15 protein-coding genes and 1 pseudogene are annotated in these 23,721 nt (G+C 69.3%); 5 read left to right on the top strand and 11 right to left on the bottom strand.

Going from position 1 to position 23,721, the window contains the following annotated elements; genetic code table 11:
* Positions 1-7: 7 nt before the first annotated feature.
* Together OG966_RS28835 and OG966_RS28830 are read left to right on the top strand one after the other, a co-directional pair.
* A complete protein-coding gene (locus OG966_RS28835) occupies positions 8-574 on the top strand; it encodes a DUF742 domain-containing protein (protein WP_326652835.1) in 567 nt (188 codons plus the stop codon).
* Entirely contained in the window at positions 555-1,136 is a 582-nt protein-coding gene (locus OG966_RS28830) for a GTP-binding protein (RefSeq protein ID WP_050791473.1), read from the top strand. Before OG966_RS28835 ends, OG966_RS28830 begins: the two co-directional genes overlap by 20 nt.
* 221 nt (positions 1,137-1,357) lie before the next feature.
* Here OG966_RS28830 and OG966_RS28825 read toward each other — a convergent pair whose 3' ends face one another.
* From OG966_RS28825 to OG966_RS28810, 4 genes and pseudogenes are all read right to left on the bottom strand, one after another.
* Positions 1,358-1,576, bottom strand: coding sequence for an acyl-CoA carboxylase subunit epsilon (locus OG966_RS28825; RefSeq protein ID WP_326652834.1), 219 nt, complete (start codon positions 1,574-1,576; stop codon positions 1,358-1,360).
* A 30-nt stretch (positions 1,577-1,606) separates the two neighbouring features.
* Entirely contained in the window at positions 1,607-3,190 is a 1,584-nt protein-coding gene (locus OG966_RS28820; RefSeq protein WP_326652833.1) for an acyl-CoA carboxylase subunit beta, read from the bottom strand.
* A gap of 154 nt (positions 3,191-3,344) precedes the next feature.
* A complete protein-coding gene (locus OG966_RS28815) occupies positions 3,345-5,681 on the bottom strand; it encodes a polysaccharide lyase 8 family protein (RefSeq protein WP_406730983.1) in 2,337 nt (778 codons plus the stop codon).
* A 63-nt stretch (positions 5,682-5,744) separates the two neighbouring features.
* Positions 5,745-8,921 (bottom strand): annotated as a pseudogene (locus tag OG966_RS28810) (endo-alpha-N-acetylgalactosaminidase family protein); the annotation flags it as partial.
* Between the two features lie 220 nt (positions 8,922-9,141).
* Between OG966_RS28810 and OG966_RS28805 the strand changes: the two are divergent.
* The gene (locus tag OG966_RS28805; protein WP_326652832.1) at positions 9,142-10,368 is read left to right on the top strand and encodes a glycoside hydrolase family 64 protein; all 1,227 of its coding nucleotides are present in this window, start codon (positions 9,142-9,144) and stop codon (positions 10,366-10,368) included.
* A gap of 57 nt (positions 10,369-10,425) precedes the next feature.
* Here the strand turns inward: OG966_RS28805 and OG966_RS28800 are convergent, their stop codons facing one another.
* Positions 10,426-10,938, bottom strand: a complete 513-nt coding sequence (locus OG966_RS28800; protein WP_326652830.1) for a hypothetical protein — start codon at positions 10,936-10,938, stop codon at positions 10,426-10,428.
* A gap of 239 nt (positions 10,939-11,177) precedes the next feature.
* On the opposite strand from OG966_RS28800, the gene OG966_RS28795 reads away from it, so the two are divergent.
* A complete protein-coding gene (locus tag OG966_RS28795; RefSeq protein ID WP_326652829.1) occupies positions 11,178-11,810 on the top strand; it encodes a YceI family protein in 633 nt (210 codons plus the stop codon).
* Positions 11,811-11,898: 88 nt separating this feature from the next.
* On the opposite strand, the gene OG966_RS28790 is transcribed toward OG966_RS28795, so the two are convergent.
* From OG966_RS28790 to OG966_RS28770, 5 genes are all read right to left on the bottom strand, one after another.
* Positions 11,899-13,146 (bottom strand): S8 family peptidase, encoded by a 1,248-nt coding sequence (locus OG966_RS28790; protein WP_326652828.1) that lies wholly within the window; start codon positions 13,144-13,146, stop codon positions 11,899-11,901.
* A 307-nt stretch (positions 13,147-13,453) separates the two neighbouring features.
* A complete protein-coding gene (locus OG966_RS28785) occupies positions 13,454-14,110 on the bottom strand; it encodes a class I SAM-dependent methyltransferase (RefSeq protein WP_326652827.1) in 657 nt (218 codons plus the stop codon).
* A gap of 36 nt (positions 14,111-14,146) precedes the next feature.
* A complete protein-coding gene (locus OG966_RS28780) occupies positions 14,147-15,481 on the bottom strand; it encodes a hypothetical protein (protein WP_326652826.1) in 1,335 nt (444 codons plus the stop codon).
* A 272-nt stretch (positions 15,482-15,753) separates the two neighbouring features.
* Positions 15,754-18,840, bottom strand: a complete 3,087-nt coding sequence (locus tag OG966_RS28775) for a glycoside hydrolase family 3 protein (protein ID WP_326652825.1) — start codon at positions 18,838-18,840, stop codon at positions 15,754-15,756.
* Positions 18,841-18,892: 52 nt separating this feature from the next.
* A complete protein-coding gene (locus OG966_RS28770) occupies positions 18,893-19,906 on the bottom strand; it encodes a LacI family DNA-binding transcriptional regulator (RefSeq protein ID WP_326652824.1) in 1,014 nt (337 codons plus the stop codon).
* 244 nt (positions 19,907-20,150) lie between these two features.
* Between OG966_RS28770 and OG966_RS28765 the strand changes: the two genes are divergently transcribed.
* Entirely contained in the window at positions 20,151-22,022 is a 1,872-nt protein-coding gene (locus tag OG966_RS28765; RefSeq protein ID WP_326652823.1) for a ricin-type beta-trefoil lectin domain protein, read from the top strand.
* A 10-nt stretch (positions 22,023-22,032) separates the two neighbouring features.
* Here OG966_RS28765 and cimA read toward each other — a convergent pair whose 3' ends face one another.
* Positions 22,033-23,646 carry a citramalate synthase gene (cimA, locus tag OG966_RS28760; RefSeq protein WP_326652821.1) on the bottom strand — a complete coding sequence of 538 codons (1,614 nt, stop codon included), beginning with the start codon at positions 23,644-23,646 and terminating at the stop codon, positions 22,033-22,035.
* Between the last annotated feature and the right edge of the window lie 75 nt (positions 23,647-23,721).

Below are 23,721 nucleotides of genomic sequence, written 5' to 3'. Positions count from 1 at the left end.
AGGAAACGTGGCAACACCCCCAGGCGGACGCCCTTATGACGGTGCTCACCAGACGCCGGGTGATCACTCTCAGAACCGCTTCAACTTTCCCTCCACGCCGAGCAGACAGGGTGCCCAACAGCCTTACCAGCAGCCGCAGCAGCAGCCGTACGACCCGTCGTACGACCAGCCGCAGCAGCCGCGCATCCAGCCGGTGCAGCCGCGACGGGCGCCGGAGCCCGCTCCCGCGGCGCACAACCCGCTGGTGCGCCCCTACGCCATGACCGGCGGCCGGACCCGGCCGCGCTACCAGCTCGCCATCGAGGCGCTGGTCAGCACCACGGCGGAGCCCGCCCGGCTGCAAGGGCAGTTGCCCGAGCACCAGCGGATCTGCCGACTGTGCTTCGAGATCAAGTCGGTCGCCGAGATCTCGGCACTTCTCACCATCCCCCTCGGCGTTGCCCGGATCCTCGTCGCCGACCTGGCGGAGGCCGGACTTGTTGCCATTCACCAGCCCGGCGGCGACGAGTCCGCCGGCGGCCAGCCAGCCGTGACACTGCTCGAAAGGGTGCTCAGTGGACTTCGCAAGCTCTAGCGGCGGTGCAGCCCGCTCAACCACCAGCGCGAAGATCGTGGTGGCGGGCGGCTTCGGCGTGGGCAAGACCACGTTCGTCGGCGCCGTCTCGGAGATCAACCCGCTGCGTACCGAAGCCGTCATGACGTCTGCCTCCGCGGGCATCGACGACCTGACCCACACCGGGGACAAGACCACCACCACGGTGGCCATGGACTTCGGCCGTATCACCCTGGACCAGGACCTGATCCTGTACCTGTTCGGCACGCCCGGACAGGACCGCTTCTGGTTCATGTGGGACGACCTGGTCCGCGGCGCCATCGGCGCGGTGGTCCTGGTGGACACCCGCCGCCTCGCCGACTGCTTCCCCGCCGTCGACTACTTCGAGAACAGCGGCCTGCCGTTCGTCATCGCCCTCAACGGCTTCGACGGACACCAGCCGTACAACCCCGAAGAGGTCCGTGAGGCGCTGCAGATCGGCCCGGACACTCCGATCATCACCACCGACGCCCGCCACCGCGCGGACGCCAAGAGCGCGCTCATCACCCTGGTCGAGCACGCCCTGATGGCCCGCCTGCGGTAGCCGGTACCGCGGTCGCGGTCGCCTGTCCGGTCCCCGAGAAAGCCCTCGCCCTCCTGATGGAGAGCGAGGGCTTTCTCGTACGGTTCTTCGGCCCGGATCCCGACCCACCGGGGTCGGGGGTCGGGGTCGGGATCCGGGGCAGAGCCCCGGGAGACGCAAGAGAGGGCCACGCACTCCCGAAGGAATGCGGGGCCCTCTCAAGCTGCGTCAGGCCGTGGGCGTCAGCCCTGCCAGCTGTGAGCCGTGCGGAAGCCGGACTGGCGCTCCAGGCGGCGCCAGCCGGCCGTGGTGCGGCCGCGGCGGGTCGGGACAGCGTCGGGCTGGGCCGCCGCGCGGGCGAGCAGCACCGCGGTGATCGCGGCCAGCTCCTCGGGGGCGGCGTGCCCCTTCTCGACGCGCAGCAGGGAGGAGGACGCGGAGGACTCAGCAGAAGTGCTCATAGCTGTTCGGGCTCCAGACTCTTCGCAGGGTTACTGCGGGGGGTTGCCGTGCTTGCGGGACGGCAGGTCGGCGTGTTTGGTGCGGAGCATGGCGAGGGATGCGATCAGCACCTCGCGCGTCTCGGACGGGTCGATGACGTCGTCGACCAGGCCGCGCTCCGCGGCGTAGTACGGGTGCATCAGCTCGGCCTTGTACTCCTTGACCATGCGCACCCGCATGGCCTCGGGGTCCTCGGCGTCGGCGATCTGCCTGCGGAAGATGACATTGGCGGCACCTTCGGCGCCCATCACCGCGATCTCGTTGGTCGGCCAGGCGTAGGTGAGGTCGGCTCCGATGGACTGGGAGTCCATGACGATGTAGGCACCGCCGTACGCCTTGCGCAGGATCAGCGAGATCCTCGGCACCGTCGCGTTGCAGTACGCGTACAGCAGCTTCGCGCCGTGCCGGATGATTCCACCGTGCTCCTGGTCGACCCCGGGCAGGAAGCCGGGGACGTCCAGCAGGGTGATGATCGGGATATTGAAAGCATCGCACATCTGCACGAAGCGGGCGGCCTTCTCCGAGGCCTCGATGTCCAGGACACCGGCCAGGGACTGCGGCTGGTTGGCCACGATGCCGACCACCTGGCCGTTGAGACGGGCCAGGGCACAGATGATGTTGCGGGCCCAGCGTTCGTGGATCTCGAGGTAGTCGCCGTCGTCGACGAGCTCCTCGATCACCTTGTGCATGTCGTAGGGGCGGTTTCCGTCCGCCGGGACCAGGTCCAGCAGGACGTCGGACCGGCGGTCGGCGGGGTCCTCGGCGTGGGCGGTGGGCGGGTTCTCGCGGTTGTTGGAGGGGAGCATCGCCAGCAGGTAGCGGACCTCGGCGATGCAGGTCTCCTCGTCGTCGTACGCGAAGTGCGCGACGCCGGAGGTCTCGGCGTGCACGTCCGCGCCGCCGAGCCCGTTCTGGGTGATCTCCTCGCCGGTCACGGCCTTGACGACGTCGGGGCCGGTGATGAACATCTGTGAGGTCTCACGGACCATGAACACGAAGTCCGTCAGGGCGGGGCTGTAGGCCGCGCCGCCCGCGCACGGGCCGAGCATCACGCTGATCTGCGGGATGACACCGGAGGCGCGGGTGTTGCGCTGGAAGATGCCGCCGTAGCCGGCCAGCGCCGAGACGCCCTCCTGGATACGGGCGCCAGCGCCGTCGTTCAGCGACACCAGCGGCGCGCCCGCCGAGATCGCCATGTCCATGATCTTGTGGATCTTCGTGGCGTGAGCCTCGCCCAGCGCCCCGCCGAAGATCCGGAAGTCGTGCGCGTAGACAAACACCGTCCGGCCCTCCACCGTGCCCCACCCGGTGATGACACCGTCGGTGTACGGCTTCTTCGCCTCCAGGCCGAAACCACTCGCCCGGTGCCGGCGCAGCTGCTCGACCTCCCTGAACGAACCCTCGTCCAGCAACAACGCGATCCGCTCACGAGCGGTCAGCTTGCCCTTGGCATGCTGCGCCTGGGTCGCACGCTCACTCGGCCCGCGCCGGGCCTGCTCGCGGAGATCGTGCAGCTCCGCCACACGCCCACGCGCGTCGCTGGGCTCGCTGGAGGTCTCGTCCAAAACGGTCATGCATCGACCCTACGGATCCGACCAAGAAAACCCTGCCGTCGACTCCGCACAGTCTCCGGAGCCATCTCCTGTTGGGCTTGAACAGAACCATTCCGTGCTGTAGCCCAACTACCAGCTCAGGACCCCCAAGCTTTGTGGAGGTTCAACAAGCCGTTCATCTGAGAGCCACCTCACAGTGCTGACTGGCTCCAGCGGTGCCACCGGCGACTCGCAGCCGCAGCGACCGGCCGGTGGCGAGCACCTCGACAGACGCGTCCTTGCTGGTCACCTTACGCACCGGATGGTGCCAGGTGATCTCCACGGGCTCTCCGGTACGCGGCGGCTCGCTGATGTGGAGGGTCGCGGTGCGACGATTACTCCGTACGAGGGCACTCGCCTGGGCCGTTGAGGTGAGCGGGCCCACCGTACCGGGCTGCCAGAAGTTCGCGGCGGTCAGTCCCAGACACCGGACGGACACGGCCTGGCAGGCCCTGGTGTTGGCGAGGACTTCCAGCCAGTGCTCGTCCCGGGCGCGGACCGCGAGGGTGCGGCGGCTCGCTCCGGGCATCAGCAGATACACGTACGACGCATCCGCCGGGTCGGTGCCGTGGTCGAGCCAGAGGGTCTGGTAGCGGCGGGTGACCCGCTCGGTGGAGCTGGTGGTGTTGATGTCGCTCCAGGCGCCGGTCCGGTCCTCGCGCAGGGTGCGCAGCGGCTCCGTACCGTCCGGGAAGATCCAGCCGCCGTGGCCTTCGAGGTGCGCCCAGCCGCGCCCGGCCGTGAAGTCGTTCGTCCCCCCGGCGCCGAGGTTGCGATTGTCGACGACCGTCTCGACGGGCACGCCGTCGGTGCTCGAAATGCCCGCGCCGAGGCAGACGACCGCGTCGGCGACGCAGAACCAGGACTTACGGGCCTGCAGGGTGGAGCCGAGGCCGAGCAGATGCTGGCCGACAGCCGCGAACTCGCCGTCGCTCGCGCCGCCCACCCAGGTCGCGGCGGGCTTGGGCTCGCCCCATTCGCCGCCCGCCAGGTCGGCAAGTCGCTTGGTCGACACAGTCGTCCCGGGCAGCCGGTAGGGGTCGACGGTGGGCCAGAACCAGTCCGTGTACTGATCGGACCTGCCTCCTTGGCCCTCGCCCGGCCACCAGTAGAGCATTCCGGCGCCGGTGTGCCAGCCGCGCGGATTCTCGCCGTTGCCGCACTCGTAGTACGCGATCCGCTGCGAGGCCATGGAGATGTTCGCGGCCCAGCCGGGCCGGCGGTGCACGGCCCGGTCCATCGAGGCGAAGAGCTGGTGGCCGACCGGCTCGGGCGCGGCGGGCACGGGTGCGGCGGCGACCGCGTGGAGCCTGGAGAGGTCGGCGACACCGAACTGCCGGCCGGTGAGGATCGGCGTGGTGGTGTCCCGTTCGATCCAGCCCTTGATCCGGGCGTGCCAGCGGTCCCGCTCGGCGGCGGAGGCCCCGCCCGCGAGGAGCGCGATGGCGGCGATCAGCCCCTGCCCGTGGAAGTGGTCGCTGCGCATGATCTTGCGCTCGTCGCTCCTGAGGTAACCCCGGCTGATGGCACGGCCGTTGACGCTGTCCATCATCAGCCCGTTGTAGATCAGCGGCGCGTACGCGTGCTCGACACTGTCCAGGATGATCTGCCGGTTCGGGTCGGTGACATCCCAGGCAGAGCCCGCGAGCAGCGCGAAGAGGCGGCCGAGTCCGTCGAGCATGACCTGTCCGTACGTCCCGGAGTAGGCGACCCAGGTGTGCTGGACGAACGAGCCGTCGGCGTAGAGCCCGTCGCCCTTGGTGACGTACGGGAAGACGGGCGCGAGGGCGTCGCGGGCCGGCGTGATCCTCCCGGAGTCCCTGCCGAGGACGCCGCGCAGGATGACGGAGCGGCAGAGGTCGACGCGGTTGGCGCCGGTGGATGTGCCGCTGTAGTCGCCGAGCACGGCGTCGGGGATGAAGTGGTCGACGGCGGCGAAGGCCTGCGCCCGCCGGGTCTCGGTGAGTCTGTCGTGAAGGACGGCGACGATGTCCATGAGGAGGCGGGGGCTGCCTATCTGCCACTCCCACCAGTTGCCGTAGCGGGTGGTGGAGGGGTTGTAGATCTTGGCGGCGAGATGGTCGAGCCCGCGGATGATGTCGGCGAGGAGCCCGGCGTCGCCGGTGAGACCGGTGCCCTGCTGTGCGTAGGCCTGGGTCATGGTCCACAGGCGGCTGTAGCTCTGGGTGATGCCGGAGGGCGGGTCGAAGCGGTAGCCGGGCCACAGCGAGGTGTCGGTGGGCGCCATGGAGGCGCGGAACCCGGCGGCAAGCCCTCCCGTCTCGGCGAGGCGGGAGGCGTACGGCTCGGCGGTCGGGTCGTAGCCGGTGCCGAGGCTGATCTCCAGCCAGCGCAGCCGCAGGGTCTCGTACTCGTCGTCGGCCGTCGCACGTCCCGGGGAGAGGAGGCCAAGAGCGCTTGCTACGGCGGTGGTGAGAAACCATCGGCGGGACCATGCGGACGGCAGCGGCACGGGAGCCTCCGGAACGGAAGTGACGTAGACCGGTTGCGCGTTGGTCTAGCACGCACTTCTTCCTGCTTTCAATGGGCATGACGCGAACATGCGGAAAGCGCTTGCCGCCGGGTCCCCGATGAGCGTCCCGCACGCCGCCTGCTCGGCGGCCGGACCGAGGTCGGTCACGGTGAAGCCGTCGAGGACGAAGTCCGCACCGTCCGGGGCGTCGTCGCGCTTGCGCAGACCGGTCCAGGTGTCGCCACAGCCCGCCGTGACGGTCTCGGTGAAGTGGCCGGTGGTACTCCCCGGGCCACCGCCGGGAGGTGCCCCCTGCTGTCCGATCGGCGTGCGGCGGGTCTCGACGGAGGCCGGGACCCCGTCCGCACCGATCCGGTCGTAGCCGGTGACCCACTCGTACGCGGCCGCGTGACTCGACTGGTAGTCGTACTCCACCCGGTAGCTGTGCCCGTTCTCCATCGGCACGGTCCAGGGCGCGGTGCGGTAGACGAGACCGGCGTTCTCCTCGTGGGACTTGAGGGACTCTTCGCCGCTCAGCACATCGTCGACGAGCTTTCCGTTCCAGCCCGCCTGGGTGTACGGGGCGTGCTTCTGCGCGATGTGGGTGCGCGGGTCGGTGACCCCGCCCGCGTCGCCCTTGAGGAAGGGGCCCCAGCCCTGGTCGACGGCCTCGAAATCCTCGTACACGACCGTGGCCGGTCTGACCGCCGGAGCGTTCCTGACCACACGTACGTCGTCGACGCCGACGGTGGCCGTACTGCCGCCCGCCGCTTCGATCGTGAGTGTGGCGGTGGATCCGCGCGGCGCGGTGAAGTTCACCTTGGCGCGCTGGAAGTAGGTGCCGTGCCGGTCGGAGGCGGCGACCTGGTCCTTCGCGGTCGAGCGTTCGACCACGACGGACGCGCCACCGGCGGACAGGGTCGTACGGCGTACCTTGCCCGGCTGGACCTCGATCCAGGCCGACGCGGTGTAGCGGGCGCCCGGCGTGAGTCCGGTCAGCCGCTGGGAGACGGAGGCCGTGCCGCTGCCGCTCAGCAGGCCGCTGTTGCGGCCCTGGCCGTCGGTGTGGCGGGCGACCGTACCCCGCTTGGTCCAGGCGGCCGTCCGGGCGTCGTTGAAACCGGGGTCGGCGACCGGGCCGCCCTGGCCCCACAGCGGATCCCGCGGGGCGGGCGCGCGGCCCGGGTAGAGGACGTACGGCTGTCCGGCAGCCGCGGCCAGCGTGATCCGGCCGTCCACGGGCCGTACGGTGCCGGTCTTCACGCGCCCGTTGTCGGTCAGCTTGTACACGGTGTACGACGACGCGCCGGTCACGGTCCAACTACTGCTGCCACCGGCCTTGTTGTAGTGGTACAGCTTCTTGCCGCCGTCCCACGGCAGCAGATAGCGGTCGCCGTCCAGGACTTTGCGGCCGTGGTCGTAGAACGTGCGGCGGCCGTCCTCGACAGTGCCGCGCACGCCGCCCGTGAAGACCAGGTCATTGCCGTTCCAGCGGGTGATCTGCTCCTGCTGGAGGTACTTGGCCGGCAGATCGCGCTGCCAGACATTGCCGTAGAAGGCGTTCCAATCGGTCTCGCCGGTCCAGCCCTCGAAGTCCTCGAGGGCCGTCTGGCCCAGGACCGGATGGTTGTTCCAGACGTCCTTCTCACCGTTGCGGATGAACCGGATGATCCGCGAGTTGAGGCCCTTGTTGGTGGCCCCGCCGTAGTCCAGGTCATTGGCCCAGTGCGACCAGAGCGAGGCCCGCTCGAACTTGTCGGCCCACTCGGTGCCGACCGTCCAGCCCTGCGCCTGCACGGCCTGCATCGTCCTGTCGGCGATCCAGCCGTGCGTGTAGTAGACGTCGATGTAGAGGAAGGAGAGATTGCGGTCGGTCTCGTCCCTCAATTGCCGGAATCGGCGCGCCAGATCACCGCTGTTGATGTCACGGCGCTGGTCGATGTAGTAGCTCTGGTTCAGCCAGTTCCAGCCGGGCCTGGTCTTGTCGACGAGGTTCTCGGTGAAGTGGTGCGCCTCGGGGTACGACTCGGTGGCGTTCACATGCACGCCGAAGGACGCGCCCCACTTCTTTCCTCCCCTCAGCAGTGTATTGAGGTCCGTGAGGCCGCCGGCGCGCTTGTTGTAGTTGCCGCCGTAGTCCGGGTGCGCCGAGTCGTGGCCCTCGGAGCCGTACCCCTTGAGCACCGCCAGCTGCCCCAGCCCGTCCGTGGCGAGCGAGATCCGTTTGACGTCGTCGAGGGTCCGCAGGAAGGGGTGCGTGGCCTGGCTGGCGAAGTTGAACGGGATATGCGTGATCACTCGGTCGGGCGTCTGTCCGCTGCCCGGCGCCTTGACCCCGATCATGCGGAAGGCGACCGCGCCGTCCTGCCAGTCGACCTTGTTGTCGCCGTTGGCATCGGGTGTGACGACGACCTTCGCCCAGGGGAGGTTCCCGCCGCTCTCCGGGCGCGCAGCGCCACTCCCCCGGTAGGTCCACTGTCCGGACCAGACGCCGACGCGGGTGCTGCCGTCCGCGGCCTTGCGGGCCTGGTGCCAGAAGCGGGCGTCGTCGCCGCCGGTGGCACCGCTCGGCTTGTCGTAGCTGGAGTTGGACTCGACGGCCGCGGCCAGCGCTCCCGTGTTGACCAGCGCGTACGAGGCTCCGACCGGTGCGGTGTCCGCCGCCGTCCCGGCCGTCACCCTGTCGAAGACGTCGGCGGTCTTCGTCGAGTCCGGGTCGAGCCGGGTGAAGGCGGTCTCGGCGCCGGTGTCCGAGCTGCCGACCGAGACCAGGTCATGGCCGGGGATGTCGATGGTGCCGACACGGAAGGCCTCGGTGTCACGGACCGCGGTGACCTCGAAGGCAGTGGCCCGGCCGGAGACGGAGAGCGTCGCGTCGATCTCGACACCGGGCAGGTCGGCGAAGGTGAGGGTGTACGCGGCGCTCGACGCCGTGACGGTGGGCTCGCCCTTCGACCGCACTCCGTACGCCTTGCCGTTGAGGGTGACCGCGGTCACCGGGGCCGTACTCCCGAGAAGCCCGGCCCCACTGGCACGGTCGGTGTACGAGAGAACCCTCGGGAAGTCCTCGGCGACGGCGACCGAGAGCTGGGCGGAGCCTATGACGACGGGAGCTTCGCGCTCGGCTGCGGCAGTCGCCGCAGCGGGGACGGCGGCGGCCGGGACTGCGGGCCCGGCCAGGGCGAACACGGCGGATGAGACGGCGACGAACGCGCACGCCGCACGGAGTCTTCGTGGCATGGGGACTGCGTAGTCCTTCGCTCTCACCACCGTCAACGACGTCGTGCGCCGAGGCCGCCAGTAGTCCAACAACCCCGGTGCGTTAGTCCAAGTCGCCTACGGAGCCATCAACTTGTGAATCAACCAAGATCGTGAGAGCGCTCTCAGTCACAACTATTGACGCCCGCCCCAGCCGTGGCAAGAGTGGTGGACACCCCCCACGATCCCAGGAGTTCATGCCGTGATATCCCGCAGAACGTTCCTTTCCGGCACCGCAGCTGCCGCGACAGCACTCACCTACCCCGCCTGGGGAAGCGCTCTCAGCACGCACGCCAAGGCCGCCGCCCCCACCTGCGAACTGGCCCTGGAGAACAAGTCGTTGCCCGGCACGGTCAACGCGTACGTCACCGGCCATGAGCAGGGCACCGGACGCTGGGTGCTGCTCCGTCCGGGCGGCGGCGTCTACTACCCCGAGTCCCCGTCCGCGCCGCAGACCCCGCTTCCCGTCGACTGTGCCATCCCGCTGCGCCCGGCCGGCGCGGGCCCGGTGGTGCTGACGCTGCCGCAGATGTTCGGCGCCCGCGTCTACTTCGTACGCGACAACAAGCTCAACTTCTTCGTCAACCCCGGCCCCGCCTTGGTCGAGCCGGCCTTCGCGACCCCCGCCGACGCCAACTACGGCCGCACCTGGTCCTTCGCGGAGTTCACCTTCAACCCGTCGCAGCTGTACGCGAACATCAGCTATGTCGACCTGGTGACCGCACTCCCGATCGGTCTCACACTGACCGGCGACGCCACCCACAGGGTCGCGGCTCTCCCGAACGGCGCGCTGCAGAAGATCGCCGACGGACTTGTCGCCCAGGCGGGCCGTGACGGCCAGCCCTGGGACAAGCTGGTCATCCGCGGCTCCGGCGGCCAGGTGCTGCGGGTGATCTCACCGCAGAATCTGATGGCCCCGTACTTCGACCGCCCCGCGGAGATGCCCTTCCGGAACGTCTTCGACAACTACATCAATCAGGTCTGGCAGAAATACCGCTCCACCGATCTGCGGATCGACCTGCAGGGCGGGCGGGGCATCCGCACCGGGCGCGTCAACGGCGACGTCATGACCTTCGCCGGCGGCCACACCTTCGCCAGGCCGACCTCGAAGGACATCTTCACCTGCAACCACGGCCCGTTCGCCAACAACCCCGGCGACCCGGACGACAAGAAGGGCCTGCTCGCCAGGTTCGCCGCCGGCTTCAACCGGACGACCCTGCTGACCCACCCCGACCAGCCGAACGGCGCGACCTCGGCCGACTACTACCGGGCCCCGGCCACCAACCACTGGTCACGCGTGCTGCACGCCAACACCCCGATCGGCTACGCCTTCCCGTACGACGACGTCCGCCCCGACGGCCAGCCGGATGTCTCCGGTGCGGCGTACGACGGCAACCCGCGGCGCTTCACGCTGACCGTCGGGTCCTGACACGCACGGGTGTCCGGCCGGCATGGGGGAAACGGCCGGACACCCGCCCGCACCGGCTCAGCAGCCGCCGCAGTTGTAATAGATGACGTCCCAGTGGCTGCCCTCGTCCGCGTAGACGTTCCCGGAGCCGGACTTCCACTGCGGGGCGCCGTCACCGGGACGCGCGCCGATGTAGCTGAAGGTGTTCTTGATGTAGTTGGTGACGCATGTGGACTTGGCGTAGTCGAGCTTGTAGCCGTTCCAGTGCGAGTACGTGCCACCCGCGTGCCCGGTCTCGGTGCCGCCGGTGATGTTGAGCGCACAGCCGGTGGCGCTCTTGAGGGTCTGCGCCCCCTTGGCGGTGTCGAGGTTGAGCTGCTCGAACGACGTACAGGTCGGATTGTTGCGGTCGGAGCAGCCGCCCGACGAGGACCAGGTGATCCCGGACGAGCGGAACATCGAGGTCGCCGTGGCATGACTGATCTTGGTGGCGGCGCTCGCGTCGGTAGCGCCGCTGATGACACCGAATCCGGGCGCGAAGAGCGCACCTGAGACGAGCGCGAGCGTGCTCAGAGCAGAGCGGACTTTCATGGCGGGGGATCCCTCCTGCTGGTGACCGTTGAGGACCGTGTTTTCCGGTGGGACGGCTGTGCAGGTGGCGCAGGGAAATGGTGCCCGAGTTCTACGCGCGTCCGCCAGAGGGCGTCCGCGTCCTTTGAATGAACCCCTTGAGAGGATGCCAAAGATGTTGAACTTTGAACGGAATGGGTTTACAGTCAGTTCTGTTGAACCTTAAACAACACGCCACCACGTCCCCCAAGGAGTGCGTCATGGGTCTCTTCAACCGCAAGACCGACACCACCACCGCGACCGCCACCGCGACCGCCACCGCGACCGCCACGGTGGACCCGGCCCTCGCCGCCCTGACCGGCGAGTACAGCATCGACCCCGCCCACAGCAGCATCGGCTTCACGGTGCGCCACGCCATGGTCACCAATGTCCGCGGCTCATTCGGCGACTTCTCCGGCAGCCTGCAGCTGAACGGCACCGACCCCCACCACTCCACCGCCGAGATCGACGTCAAGATCACCAGCATCGACACCGGGATCGCCGACCGTGACGGCCACCTGCGCAGCGGCGACTTCTTCGATGCCGATAAGTACCCGCTGATGACGTTCCGATCGACGCACGCGGAGCAGCTCGGCGGCGACTCGTACCGCATCACCGGTGACCTGACGATCAAGGACGTCACGCGCCCGCTCGCCATCGACCTGGAGTTCAACGGCTCCGCCACCGATGTGTACGGCAATGAGCGCGTCGGCTTCGAGGGCAGCGCCGAGATCCTCCGCTCCGACTGGGGCCTGACCTGGAACGCGGCGCTGGAGACCGGTGGCGTGATGGTCAGCGACAAGGTCAGGCTGAGCTTCGACATCTCCGCGATCAAGGCCGCGCCGCAGGCCTGATCCCGTAGGCCCGACCGGCCTGCCCCACGAGCGCGCCCGCCCCGCCGTCACCACGGCCGGGCGGGCGCTCGGTCATGTCCGCTACGCCTCAGACGCCGTTGGTGTACAGAAGCCGATTGGGCGAGCCTTGGCTGACGTTGACGAGAACGTCCTTGGTGGCCCCGTCCTCGAGCCAGATGGCTACTTCCTGCGGGAGCGCCGTCGGGTGCTGCGCCGCGTAGAGCGCTGCGACACCGGCGACATGAGGAGAGGCCATGGACGTGCCGCTCTTGGTCGAACTGCCGCCGAAGAACCTCGCCGAGACGATGCTGACACCGGGCGCGTAGAGCGACAGGCACTCGCCGAAGTTGGAGAAGTCGGCCTCTTCGTCATTGCGGTCGGTCGCACCGACGGTCACCACACGGTCCGCGGACGCGGGTGAGGCGTCACAGGCGTCCGCCGAATCGTTGCCGGCGGCGACGACCGGAAGGACGCCGCTGTCCGACAGGGCGGTGATGGCGTTGTTCACCGCGACCGACTTCTCGCCGCCGAGGGAGGCATTGAGGACGGCCGGATGCTTGGCGTTGGCCGCCACCCAGTCCAGTCCTGCGATCACAGCCGACCAGCTGCCCATGCCCAGGCAGTTGAGGACCCGGACGCCGACGAGGGAGGCCTGGCGTGCCACGCCGTACGTCTTGCCCGCTACCGTGCCCGCGACATGGGTCCCGTGGCCATGGCAGTCGCGCCCCTTCCACCCGTCCCCGACGGCGTCGTAGCCGAATACGGCGCGCCCGCCGAACTCGGTGTGGGTGTAGTCGATGCCGGTGTCGAGGATGTACGCGGTGGCACCCTGTCCGCCGGTTTTCACGGTGAAACTCTTGTCGAGCGGCAGGTTGTGCTGATCGATACGGTCCAGCCCCCAGGACGCGGCCGGAGCCAACGATGCCGGTGCCAACGAGGCCCGTGCCAACGAGTCCGCTGCCCGGGTGTCGCCGTCCCCGGATTCCAGCACCGAGACCGTGGCATCCTCCTCGACAGCCATGACCCCGGGGGTCGCCCGCACCCACTCGAGCTGCTGCGGGCTGAGCGCGGCGGCGAATCCCCGCATCGCCGACTTGTAGGTGAAGGTCGGCGTCACGCCGACCTGCCCCATCACCGACTCCGTGTCGACGGCCTTGCTGAGGGTCACGATGTAACGACCGGGCACGGCTTTCGCCGAGCGGTACAGCGGGGCGGGGGCGGCACGCTCGTCGGACGCCCGGGCGGACCGGGCGGAAGCGTACATGGGTCCGGCCATCACCATGGCAGCGGTGAGGGCGGCGGCCGCGAAGGCTCTGAGCCTCGTTCTGTTGCGCATGGGCATGAAGCAAACACAGAAAGACGATCATGTTCAATTACCCAGTGTAGCGATTCGCGACTTTCCGTAATGAATTCGACACGGGCCCGCCCTCAGGGCCAACCCGGACGCCGTCCGCATGCGGGAACAGGTACAGCCGGAAGCCGCGACCGGGCGGCACACCGTGCAGCGCGAGCAGATCCGGCACCTCCCGTGCTGCGCCGAACTCCCTTTCCGGGGCTGCACATCATGCCGGCGGAGCGGTAGGTGCACGCCGGACCGGGCGGCCCCGTGGTTCTGGTGGGCCGCCTTCGTCGCCGAGCGCTGACTAGGGAGACAGGGCGGTGCCGAGGGAGTCGGCGCCCATGGGCTTCGGTGCGCCCTTCTCGTAGAAGACATCGAGGTCGGTGATCGTGAATCCCGCGGTCGCCAGCATGTCGAGGGTCGGCCGGGTGAGATGGCACCCGCCGAAGATCCGCTTGTTCAGTGGCTCGAGCCGCCTTTGCCAGCGGCGCACGTTTTCGTCCTCTGCCGGGGCCAGCCCGTGCTCGAGGAAATGCAGCGTCCCTCCGGGCTTGAGGACGCGCCGCACCTCACGCAGCGCCGCCGCTGCATCCGGGATGGTACAGAGCGTCCAGGTGGAGAGAGCGGCGTCAAAAGTGTCGTTCTCGAAGGGCAGGGCCTGGCCGTCCAGACCGGCGCGCTGCACCGGGACGGTGGCCGCCCTGACGCGGTCGCCGGCAAGTTGCCAGCCGACATCGGAAGGCTCGACCGCGGTCACGCCGGTGACGGCCGCCGGGTAGAAGGGGACGTTGTGCCCCGAACCGAATCCGATCTCGATCACTTCGCCCGTCAGGCCCTCGCAGACCCGGCGCCGCAGCGGCTGGACCGTCTTCGTGCCGCAGGCGACATCGACGATCCGCGGCACGATTCGCTCGGCGTAGAACCCCATCGCGACCTCCGTGGCTCGCTTCCAGCATGGCACCGGCGCTTGGCCTGCGGCACCGCTGCCGCTGAGCCGCTAGAAGCCGCCGCCCCCGTCGAACCCGCCACCACCGTCGAAGCCGCCCCCGCCGCCCCAGTCGCCGCCGCCGAAGTCGGAGGAGTTGAAGTCGGCACCCGAGTAGTCGCCGCCGCTGAAGTCTCCGCCGCCGTAGTCGGCCGCGTAGGCCGGCGTGGAGAGCATGCTGCCGAGCAGCGTGCCCACCAGCAGGCCGGGCAGCAGGCCGCCGCCGAAGTAGCCGCCGGCCCAGGGGCCGTACGCCGGTCCCGCCTCCCAGTACGGACGGCGGCCGGAACCCGTCTCGACCGTGCGGGCCATCGGGTCCTCGCCGTCCTCGAGACGGGCGGCGTCGGCGGCACACACCGGGACCTCACGGGTTGCTGCGCCGGCCGGCGACCAGGAGACGTCGGCGACCGAAGGGCCGTGGCGCGGGTCGAAGAAGCACGGCGGCCGGCGCTCCGGCACGGCAACACCCTGGCGGCGTGCGTCCAGGACCGCCAGCGAGTAGCGGCCGTCCTCCAGAGACTGGGTGACTTCGCGTACGTCACGGGGATGCCCGGCGGCTCCCATCAGCGACTTCGACTTGTCGTACGAGTCGAGTGCGCGCTCGTAGTCGGCGCGCATGGCATCGGTCGCGCCCTTCTCCGAAGGGTGGAAGTCGAGCCGGTCCAGCTCCTCGCCGAAGGCCGTGATGTCCTCGTCGACGACCACGCGGAGCTTGTCGAGGGCGGCCCGCTCCTCCTCGGCCTTCTTCCGGCGGTTGCGGTGGATGATCGTGTAGGCGCCCGCGCCGCCGGCGGCCAGGACCACGCCGAGCGTGACCAGGGAGCCGATGTTCGAGCCCTGGTCAGGGCCTGCGCCCCAGGAGGAGGGGGCGCTGCCGCGAGTCTGGGGCAGGGCCTGGTCGACGAAGTTGTTCAGCTGCGTGGCGGCGTCGGCGCCCGGGGGCGTCTTGACCGCCGTGACCAGGTTCTGGACGGCCTGGTGGGACAGGACACTGCGGTCCGCGCCGGCGTTGAAGCCGTTGCCGAGGCGGATCGCGTACAGGCCGGTGATGCCGGTCTCGGTACGGATGTTCCGCAGGACCGAGTCCGGCGGGAACTCCGCGTTGTTCGGCAGGACCGCCACGAAGACCGGCTTGTCCGCGTCCTTGATTTTCTTGGCGAGGGCGTTCGCGTCGGCCTTGGACAGCTGGCCGGTGGCGCGCGGGTCCACGTACACCGGGCTTTTCTTCAGCGCCGCGGCCACGGTTTCGGGGCCGGTGGCCGCCTGCGCTGCCGGGGCCGCCACGAGGGCGGTCGCCGAGAACGCGAGCAACAGACCGGACACTGCGGTGAACAGCCTGGTCTTCATACTTCCGACGCTACCTGAACAGGTGCGAATCCGGACGAGCGCCGAGGCGCGGGGAACTGGGGGTCCGCCCCCGGGCCCCTGCGCGCTCAGTCGCCGGCGAGGCCGACTATGGGCCCGCCCTGCCCTGGGGCTCCGCCCCGGACCCCGCGCCTCGATCGCCGGCGAGGCTTGAATTTTTCGCCGGTCGGCCTGAAGATTCAGGCCGACCGGCGAAAATCAAGCCCGTCCGGCGATTGAGGGCACGCCCGAAGGCCGTACGCGGGGCTGGGGGACTAACTCAGCCTGTACGCCAGCGTCAGCTTCGCCACCGCCTCCGTCAGGTCGCCCGTCAGCAGGAGGTGGTCCGCCTCCGCGAACGGCTTCGCGACCGCCGCCGTCACCTGCTGACCGATCTTCTGCTGGGCGATCAGCCGGGCCTGCGAGACGAGCGCCCTGGCCTCCGGCGAGTCCGCCCGGCCCGCCGCCTGAAGGATTCTCGCCGCGACGGCGAGGGCCTTGAGGGTGACTTCACCACCCGTCGGCGGCTTCCTGAGCGTGGTCAGACCCCAGCCGTACGGGTACTGGGGGTCGTACGCCTTGTCCCCGACATTGATCGGCAGCTGCGCCTGGGACTTCGGCCAGGTGACCGGGAGCTGCCCGGTGAAGGGCTTCCTCCCGTAGAGGACGTCGGCGACGCCGTCGCCCTCCGTTCCCGGCAGCCAGGAGGCGACGAGGGCATCGACGTCACCGAGGCGGTCGCCGATGAGCTGGGGGCGGCCGGAGACGATCAGCACCGCACACTTCATCGCGGCACAGACCTTGTCGACGGCGGCCTTGTCGGCGGCGCTCAGCTCCAGGTCGTGGCCGTTGCCGACATCGCCGATGCCCTCGGCGTACGGGGTCTCGCCGACCACGACCACGCCGACGTCATGGCCGCCGGTGGGCGCGGAGGCGTCCTTGGAGTAGGTGACCGCGTCGGGGGCGGCCTCCCTCATGCCCTCCAGGATGGTCGTACCCGTGGTGATCTTTCCGGAGGAGCCCTGCCAGGTGATGGTCCAACCGCCGGCCTGGTTGCCGAGATCGTCGGCGTTGGACCCGGCGACGTACACCTTCTGGGTCGGCTTCAGCGGCAGCACCGCGCCGTCGTTCTTCAGCAGGACCTGGGACTTGGCGGCGGCCTCGCGCGCCACGGCGCGGTGCTGTGCCGAGCCGATCTCCGACAGGTTGGAGGTGTCCGCGTACGGCTTTTCGAAGAGGCCCAGTGTGAACTTCTGGGTCAGGATCCGGGACACGGCGTCATTGATCCGGGCCTCGGAGATACGGCCCGCGTTGACCTCGTCCTGCAGGGTCCTGTGGAAGTCCGGGTAGTTCGTCGGCACCATGATCATGTCGAGTCCGGCATTGATGGACGTACGGACGTCGCTCGGGTAGTCGCCCGGAATCTGGTCGATCGCCTGCCAGTCGCTGATGACAAAGCCCTTGAAGCCCATGCGGTTCTTCAGGACACCGTTGATCATTTCCGCACTGGCGTGCATCTTCACCGGGCCCCGGTCGTCGCCGAGGATGTCCAGTGAGGAGTACGAGGGCATGACCGTGCCGGTGCCGCGCTTCACCGCCTCCGCGAACGGCGCGAGGTGTACTGCTTCCAGCTCCTGCCGGGTGACCTTGGTGATGCCCTGGTCGATCGTGTACGAGCCGGTGGAGGACGAGCCGAATTCCGTACCGCCGTCGCCGACGAAGTGCTTGGCGGTGGCCAGCACCTTGTCATTGCGGTCGAGGTCCTTGCCGGACGGTGCGCCCTGCATCCCCCTGATCACCGTCTCCATGGCGGTGACCAGAGCGGGGTCCTCGCCGAAGGCCTCGTAGGAACGGCCCCAGCGCTCGTCGCGGGTGACGCAGAGGCAGGGCGCGAAGTCCCACGGAATGCCGGTGGCGCGTACTTCCTCTGCTGTCACCGCGCCGGTCTTCTCGGCGACGGACGGGTCACGGCCGGCCCCGATGCCGATGTTGTGCGGCATGATCGTCGACCCGATGACGTTGTTGTGGCCGTGCACCGCGTCCACGCCGTAGATCAGCGGTATCTGGAACCGCGTCGCCTGGGCGCGCAGTTGGTACGCGTCGACCATCTTCGCCCATGCCCCCGGTGCGTTGGGGGTGGGCACCGAGCCGCCGCCGGAGAGCAGCGAGCCGAGACCGTAACCGGCGATGTCGCCCTGCGACTTGAGGGCGTTGCGCTCGGCCTGGGTCATCTGGCCGGCCTTCTCCGCGAGGGACATCCGGGAGAGGAGGTCGGCGACGCGCTTCTTCACGGGGAGGCGCTTGTCGAGATACGGCAGGCCGTGGGCGTCCACGACGACCTGCGGGGTCTCGGCCGGTGGCTTGGCACCGGTGACGGTGAGCTTCAGCGGGATCGTCTCGGCGGACTCGGCCGTGCGGTCCTTCTTCGTGGTGACGGCGACAGTCCGGGACGTGCCGGAGGCAGAACCGGCCGGGAAGGTGACGGTGCCGGAGACCGGTGTGTAGTCCGTGCCGGCTTCGGCGGTGCCGCCCTCGGTCGTGTACGCCACGGTCACGGGCTCGTCGACCGGGCCCGATCCGGTGGTGGCGACGGAGATCTTCACCTGTGCGGTGCCGCCTTCGTCGACCGGGTACACGGGGGCGTCGGTGACGACGTTCGCCTTCAGCGCCGGGTCGGCCTTGCCGTACAGCTCCACGCCGTCCATGGCGAACGTGCCGGGCGCGCCGGTGGGCAGGGTGAGCGCGTATCCCCACATGGCGTTGAGGCCGAGAATGTGGTCGATGCCGCCGACCGGCTGGTAGTCGGCGCGGTAGACGAAGTCGGCGAAGGGGATCTCGACGAGATGCCAGCCCTCCCAGTCGTCGGTGAAGGACGTGGTCCACAGCTCGGAGGCCTCGCCGTTGGCGCCGCCGTCCTTCAGCTCGAAGTTGATGCGCTTGCCGGAGCCGGGCGGCAGCGGGGCGGTGTTCTGTCCGTACCACCAGAAGCGGATGCCCTTGTGCGCGGTCCAGTCGTGGGCGGGCTCGTCGAAGGCGAAGTCGTGGGTGAGTCCGCCCCAGCCGCTGATGTCGTAGCTTCCTTCGAGCACCTTGGCGCCTTCGGGGGCGTCGGCACGCTCCTTGAACTCCACCTTGGGCTGGTCGTCGGCGTCGCTGCCCCAGGTGAAGATCCCTTCGGCCGGGGGGCCCGCGAAGGGGATCTCCCCCTCGAAGGCGTCGACGGTGACCGGGGCCGGGTCGTCGGCGGCGGCGCTCGGAACGGCTGCGGCGAGGAGGCCGGTGAGTACGGCGGTCGCGGCGAGCACCGCGATTCCGGTTCCGGCGCTGCTTCTGAGGCGTGGTCGGGTGCGGTGGGGTGACATGACGGCTCCTTCAGTGCGGGGGGTCACGTATGTACGGCCTCCGGCCGAGTCCTCAATCGCCGGACGGGCTCCTTCGGAGCCCCGCCGGCGACATCGGCGCGGATCGGCGGATGACCAATTCCGTTGGGAGGACGACCGGTTCGTCGGGCGCCGGGGTGCCGCCGAGATGAGCCAGCAGCATCCGCGCCGCCGTCTCGCCCATCTCCCGCATGGGCTGGCGGACGGTGGTCAGCGGGGGCTCGGTGTGCTGGGCCATGGGGATGTCGTCGAAGCCGACGACAGCGATGTCGTCCGGCACGCTCCGGCCCGCGGCACGCAGCGCCCGCAGCGCACCCGCGGCGCTGAGGTCGTTGTGCGCGAAGACCGAGTCGAAGTGCCTGCCGGTGGCGAGTTGCCGCTCGACCGCGAGCCGCCCCGACAGCTCGGTGAAGTCCCCCTCCGCGATCAGCTCGGTCGGCAGGACCTCGAGGAATCCCTTGAGCCGGTCCTGTACGCAGCCGAAGTGCCGGCGGCCGGTGACGATCAGGGGACGGCCGCGGCCCGCCGCCAGCAGATGACCGGCGGCCGACGCACCGCCTTCCCGGTTGGTGGTGGCGACGGACGGGAACTCGGGGTGGTGGCCGCGGTCGTCGATGAGGACGACCGGGAGTCCCTTGCGGTGCATCTCGGTGATGGTGTCGAGGGTGTTCTCGGGTTCGACGACGAGGAGGCCGTCGAAGGCGCGGGCGGAGACTCGACTGGTGAAGTGCCCGACGGACTCGGCGCCCCGATTGCAGGTGAAGAGCAGCAGTCCGTACCCGGCGGCCTCGACGGTGTCCACGACTCCCTGGAGGACTTCGCCCATCCAGGGCCAGGTGAGCGGGGGCGTCAGCATGCCGACCGTACGGCTGCTGCCGCGGGCCAGGCCGACAGCGCCCGAGCTGGGCACATAGCCGAGGCTTGCGATCACTTCACGAACGCGGGCGGCCGTGCCGGCGTCGACTTCGCCCCTGGTGTTCAGGACGCGGGACACGGTCGTCTTGCTGACACCCGCCTCACGTGCGACGTCGGCGATCGTGACGGGCATTCCGGGGCCTCCGCCTCGAGGTCTGGAACCGGTGCCGGAACCGGTACCGGTGATGCGCGGCGAGTCAACTCGTACCGGGTCCTGTCGTCAAGACTTCACACCGAGATCGGCCGGATCCCAAGTTCCGTGCAGGTGTGGGGCGTTGTGTGTTCAGGGCCTGAATGCGCAAACTCTTGACGGCTGTACGCGGCGGCAGTTCACTCACGCCTCGTCCCCCACACCACTGCCGGAGAGGGCCCAGCCCATGGCACGACGTACCAGAACGATCAGGATCCTGCTCGCATCGGCCCTGGCCGCCGCCGGTCTCACCGGTCTGACGACCGGATCCGCGCAGGCCGCCGGCGAGCAGGTGAACATCTGGCTGACCACGACGGACGACGCCGGCGGCCGTCATGTCACCCGCGGCCTCGAGCAGCAGTCACCCGTCAACTTCCAGGCGGGCAGCGGCGGCAGCGGCACCGGCATCACCGTCGACGAGAACACCCGCTACCAGAGCTTCACCGGCGGTGGCGCCTCGTTCACGGACACCGCGGCCTGGCTGATGAAGAGCAGCGGAGCGCTGTCCCAGGCGACCCGTGACGCGACGATGAAGAAGCTCTTCTCGCCGACCGAGGGGATCGGGCTCTCCTTCGTCCGTAATCCGATGGGCGGCTCGGACCTGGCCCGCTTCGGCTACACGTACGACGACCTACCGGCCGGCCAGACCGACCCGTCGCTGTCGAAGTTCTCGATCGCGCACGATCTGGCCGACGTACTGCCGCTGACGAAACAGGCCAAGCAGCTCAATCCGGCGCTCACCACGATGGCCTCGCCGTGGACGGCGCCCGCCTGGATGAAGGACAGCGGGCAGCTGAACGGCGGATGGCTGAAGGCCGAGCACTACGGCGCCTACGCCGGCTACTTCGTGAAGTATCTCCAGGCCTACCGCGACCAGGGCATCCCGGTCGACTACGTCACCGCGCAGAACGAGCCGACCTGCTGCGACAGTTACCCTTCGATGAGCTGGAACGGCTCGGGTCTCGCGTACTTCACCAAGAGCGAGCTGCTGCCGAAGCTCCAGGCGGCGGGCCTGCCGACCAAGGTCCTGGCGCACGACTGGAACTGGGACACCTACGACGCGTACGCCGCCCCGACAGTGAAGGACGCGGCGGTCCGCAGCCACCCGAACTTCGGCGGGATCGCCTGGCACGGCTACGGCGGGAACGTCTCCAGGCAGACCGAGGTGCACAACCAGTATCCGCAGCTGGACGCCTTCCAGACCGAGCACTCCGGCGGCACCTGGATCGCCGACCAGCAGCGCGAGGACATGACCAACATCATCGACTACACCCGTAACTGGGCCCGGTCGGTGACGAAGTGGTCCCTTGCCGTCGACCAGAACCGGGGCCCGCACAACGGCGGCTGCGGAGTCTGCGACGGACTGATCACCGTGCACAACGGCGACGGCCGGCACGGCCAGGTCGACTACATGATCGAGTACTACACGATGGGCCACCTCACGAAGTTCGTGCGGCCGGGCGCCCAACGGATCGCCTCGACGGCGAGCTCGGCGGTGCCGAACGTGGCCTGGCGCAACCCCGACGGCTCGAAGGCACTGATCGCGTACAACGACGGGGCGGCGGCGCAGACGATCACCATCGACTGGGGTGGCCGGCACGCCACGTACTCACTGCCCGGCAGGACATCCGCGACCTTCACCTGGTCCGGCACACAGGCCGGCGGCCCGGACGCGGCGGGCAGCCTGACCGGCCTGGCGGGCAAATGCCTCGATGTGGCGGGCGGCTCCAGCGCGGACGGCACGGCAGTCCAGCTCTGGGAGTGCAACGGCTCCGCGGCGCAGCACTGGACGGTCCGCGCGGACGGCACCGTCCAGGCGCTCGGCAAGTGTCTGGACGTGACCGCAGGCTCGACCGCGAACGGCGCGAAGGTCCAGCTGTACGGGTGCAACGGCTCCGGCGCACAGCAGTGGCGCTACGAACCGTCGAGCGGTGATCTGGTGAACGTCCCGGCGGACAAGTGCCTCGACATCTCTGACAACTCCTCGGCGAACGGCGCCCGCGCGCAGATCTGGGCGTGCACCGGAGCCGCCAACCAGAAGTGGCGGCTCCGGTCCTGACCGGCGGGTGCTACTCGGCCGGTTCGACGCCGGCGCGCAGCAGACCGTAGGTGTACGCGTCCTCCAGGGCCTGCCAGGAAGCGGCGATGACGTTCTCGGCGACGCCGACCGTCGCCCACTCGCCGCTTCCGTCGCCCGTCGTGATCAGTACGCGGGTGGTGGACTCGGTGCCGTGGCGGCCTTCGAGGATGCGGACCTTGTAGTCGACCAGCTCCATCTTGGCGAGCTGCGGGTAGATCTTCTCCAGGCCGACGCGCAGCGCCCGGTCGAGTGCGTTGACCGGGCCGTTGCCCTCCGCGGTGGCGACGATGCGCTCGCCCTTGGCCCACAGCTTCACGGTGGCTTCGTTGGCGTGAGTGCCGTCGGGGCGGTCCTCGACGATGGCCCGCCAGGACTCCGTACGGAAGTATCGGCGGGCCCGGCCCTCCGCCTCCGTACGCAGCAGCAGCTCGAAGGAGGCGTCCGCCGCCTCGTATGTGTAGCCCCTGAGCTCGCGCTCCTTGACCCGCTCGACGACCCGGCCGACGAGCTCACGGTCACCTCCGAGGTCGATGCCGAGCTCCTTGCCCTTGAGCTCGATGGAGGCACGGCCCGCCATGTCGGAGACGAGCATCCGCATGGTGTTGCCGACCTGCTCGGGGTCGATGTGCTGGTACAGATCGGGGTCGACCTTGATGGCGGAGGCATGCAGTCCGGCCTTGTGGGCGAAGGCCGAGACGCCGACGTACGGCTGGTGCGTGGAGGGAGTGAGGTTGACTACCTCGGCGATCGCGTGCGAGATCCGGGTCATGTCGGCCAGCGCGCCCTCGGGCAGCACCTTCTTGGCGTACTTGAGCTCCAGGGCGGCGACGACCGGGAAGAGGTTGGCGTTGCCGACACGCTCGCCATAGCCGTTGGCGGTGCACTGGACGTGGGTGGCGCCGGCGTCGACGGCGGCCAGGGTGTTGGCGACGGCGCAGCCGGTGTCGTCCTGGGCGTGGATGCCCAACCGGGCGCCGGTGTCGGCGAGGACGGTGGCGACGACGGCCTGGATCTGGGCGGGCAGCATGCCGCCGTTGGTGTCGCAGAGCACGACGACGTCGGCGCCGGCCTCGGCCGCCGAACGGACGACGGACTTGGCGTACTCCGGATTGGCGCGGTAGCCGTCGAAGAAGTGCTCACAGTCCACGAACACCCGGCGGCCCTGCTCGCACAGGTAGGAGACGGTGTCGCGGACCATCTCCAGGTTCTCCTCGAGGGTGGTCCGCAGCGCCAGCTCCACATGCCGGTCGTGCGATTTGGCGACCAGTGTGATCACCGGCGCGCCGGACTCGAGAAGCGCTCTGACCTGCGGGTCCTCGGACGCCTTGGCGCCCGGCCTGCGGGTGGCGCCGAAGGCGACGAGCTGTGCGTGCCGGAAGGTGATCTCCTGCTGGGCACGGGAGAAGAACTCCGTGTCCCGCGGATTGGCGCCGGGCCAGCCGCCCTCGATGAACCCCACGCCGAAGTCGTCCAGGTGCCGTGCGATGGTCAGCTTGTCCGCAACGGTGAGGTTGATGCCTTCGCGCTGCGCGCCGTCACGCAGCGTCGTGTCGAAGACATGGAAGCTGTCGTCGGTCTCCGTGTCCGTGGCCTGTGTGGTCATGGCTGTGTTGACTCCTGTCGGATGAGTGGCTCCCGGAATTACTGGCTCCACTTGCCCCCATCTTCGCGCGCTGCC

This window comes from Streptomyces sp. NBC_01750, assembly GCF_035918095.1.
Taxonomy (GTDB): Bacteria; Actinomycetota; Actinomycetes; order Streptomycetales; family Streptomycetaceae; genus Streptomyces.
This window is presented reverse-complemented; position numbering and strand designations above follow the sequence as displayed.

Excerpts from the sequence above, each read along its gene's own strand:
- OG966_RS28825 (WP_326652834.1), bottom strand. The coding sequence starts at position 1,576 with ATGAGCACTTCTGCTGAGTCCTCCGCGTCCTCCTCCCTGCTGCGCGTC.
- OG966_RS28820 (WP_326652833.1), bottom strand. The coding sequence starts at position 3,190 with ATGACCGTTTTGGACGAGACCTCCAGCGAGCCCAGCGACGCGCGTGGG.
- OG966_RS28800 (WP_326652830.1), bottom strand. The coding sequence starts at position 10,938 with ATGAAAGTCCGCTCTGCTCTGAGCACGCTCGCGCTCGTCTCAGGTGCG.
- OG966_RS28795 (WP_326652829.1), top strand. The coding sequence starts at position 11,178 with ATGGGTCTCTTCAACCGCAAGACCGACACCACCACCGCGACCGCCACC.
- OG966_RS28790 (WP_326652828.1), bottom strand. The coding sequence starts at position 13,146 with ATGCGCAACAGAACGAGGCTCAGAGCCTTCGCGGCCGCCGCCCTCACC.
- OG966_RS28780 (WP_326652826.1), bottom strand. The coding sequence starts at position 15,481 with ATGAAGACCAGGCTGTTCACCGCAGTGTCCGGTCTGTTGCTCGCGTTC.
- OG966_RS28775 (WP_326652825.1), bottom strand. The coding sequence starts at position 18,840 with ATGTCACCCCACCGCACCCGACCACGCCTCAGAAGCAGCGCCGGAACC.
- OG966_RS28770 (WP_326652824.1), bottom strand. The coding sequence starts at position 19,906 with ATGCCCGTCACGATCGCCGACGTCGCACGTGAGGCGGGTGTCAGCAAG.
- OG966_RS28765 (WP_326652823.1), top strand. The coding sequence starts at position 20,151 with ATGGCACGACGTACCAGAACGATCAGGATCCTGCTCGCATCGGCCCTG.
- cimA (WP_326652821.1), bottom strand. The coding sequence starts at position 23,646 with ATGACCACACAGGCCACGGACACGGAGACCGACGACAGCTTCCATGTC.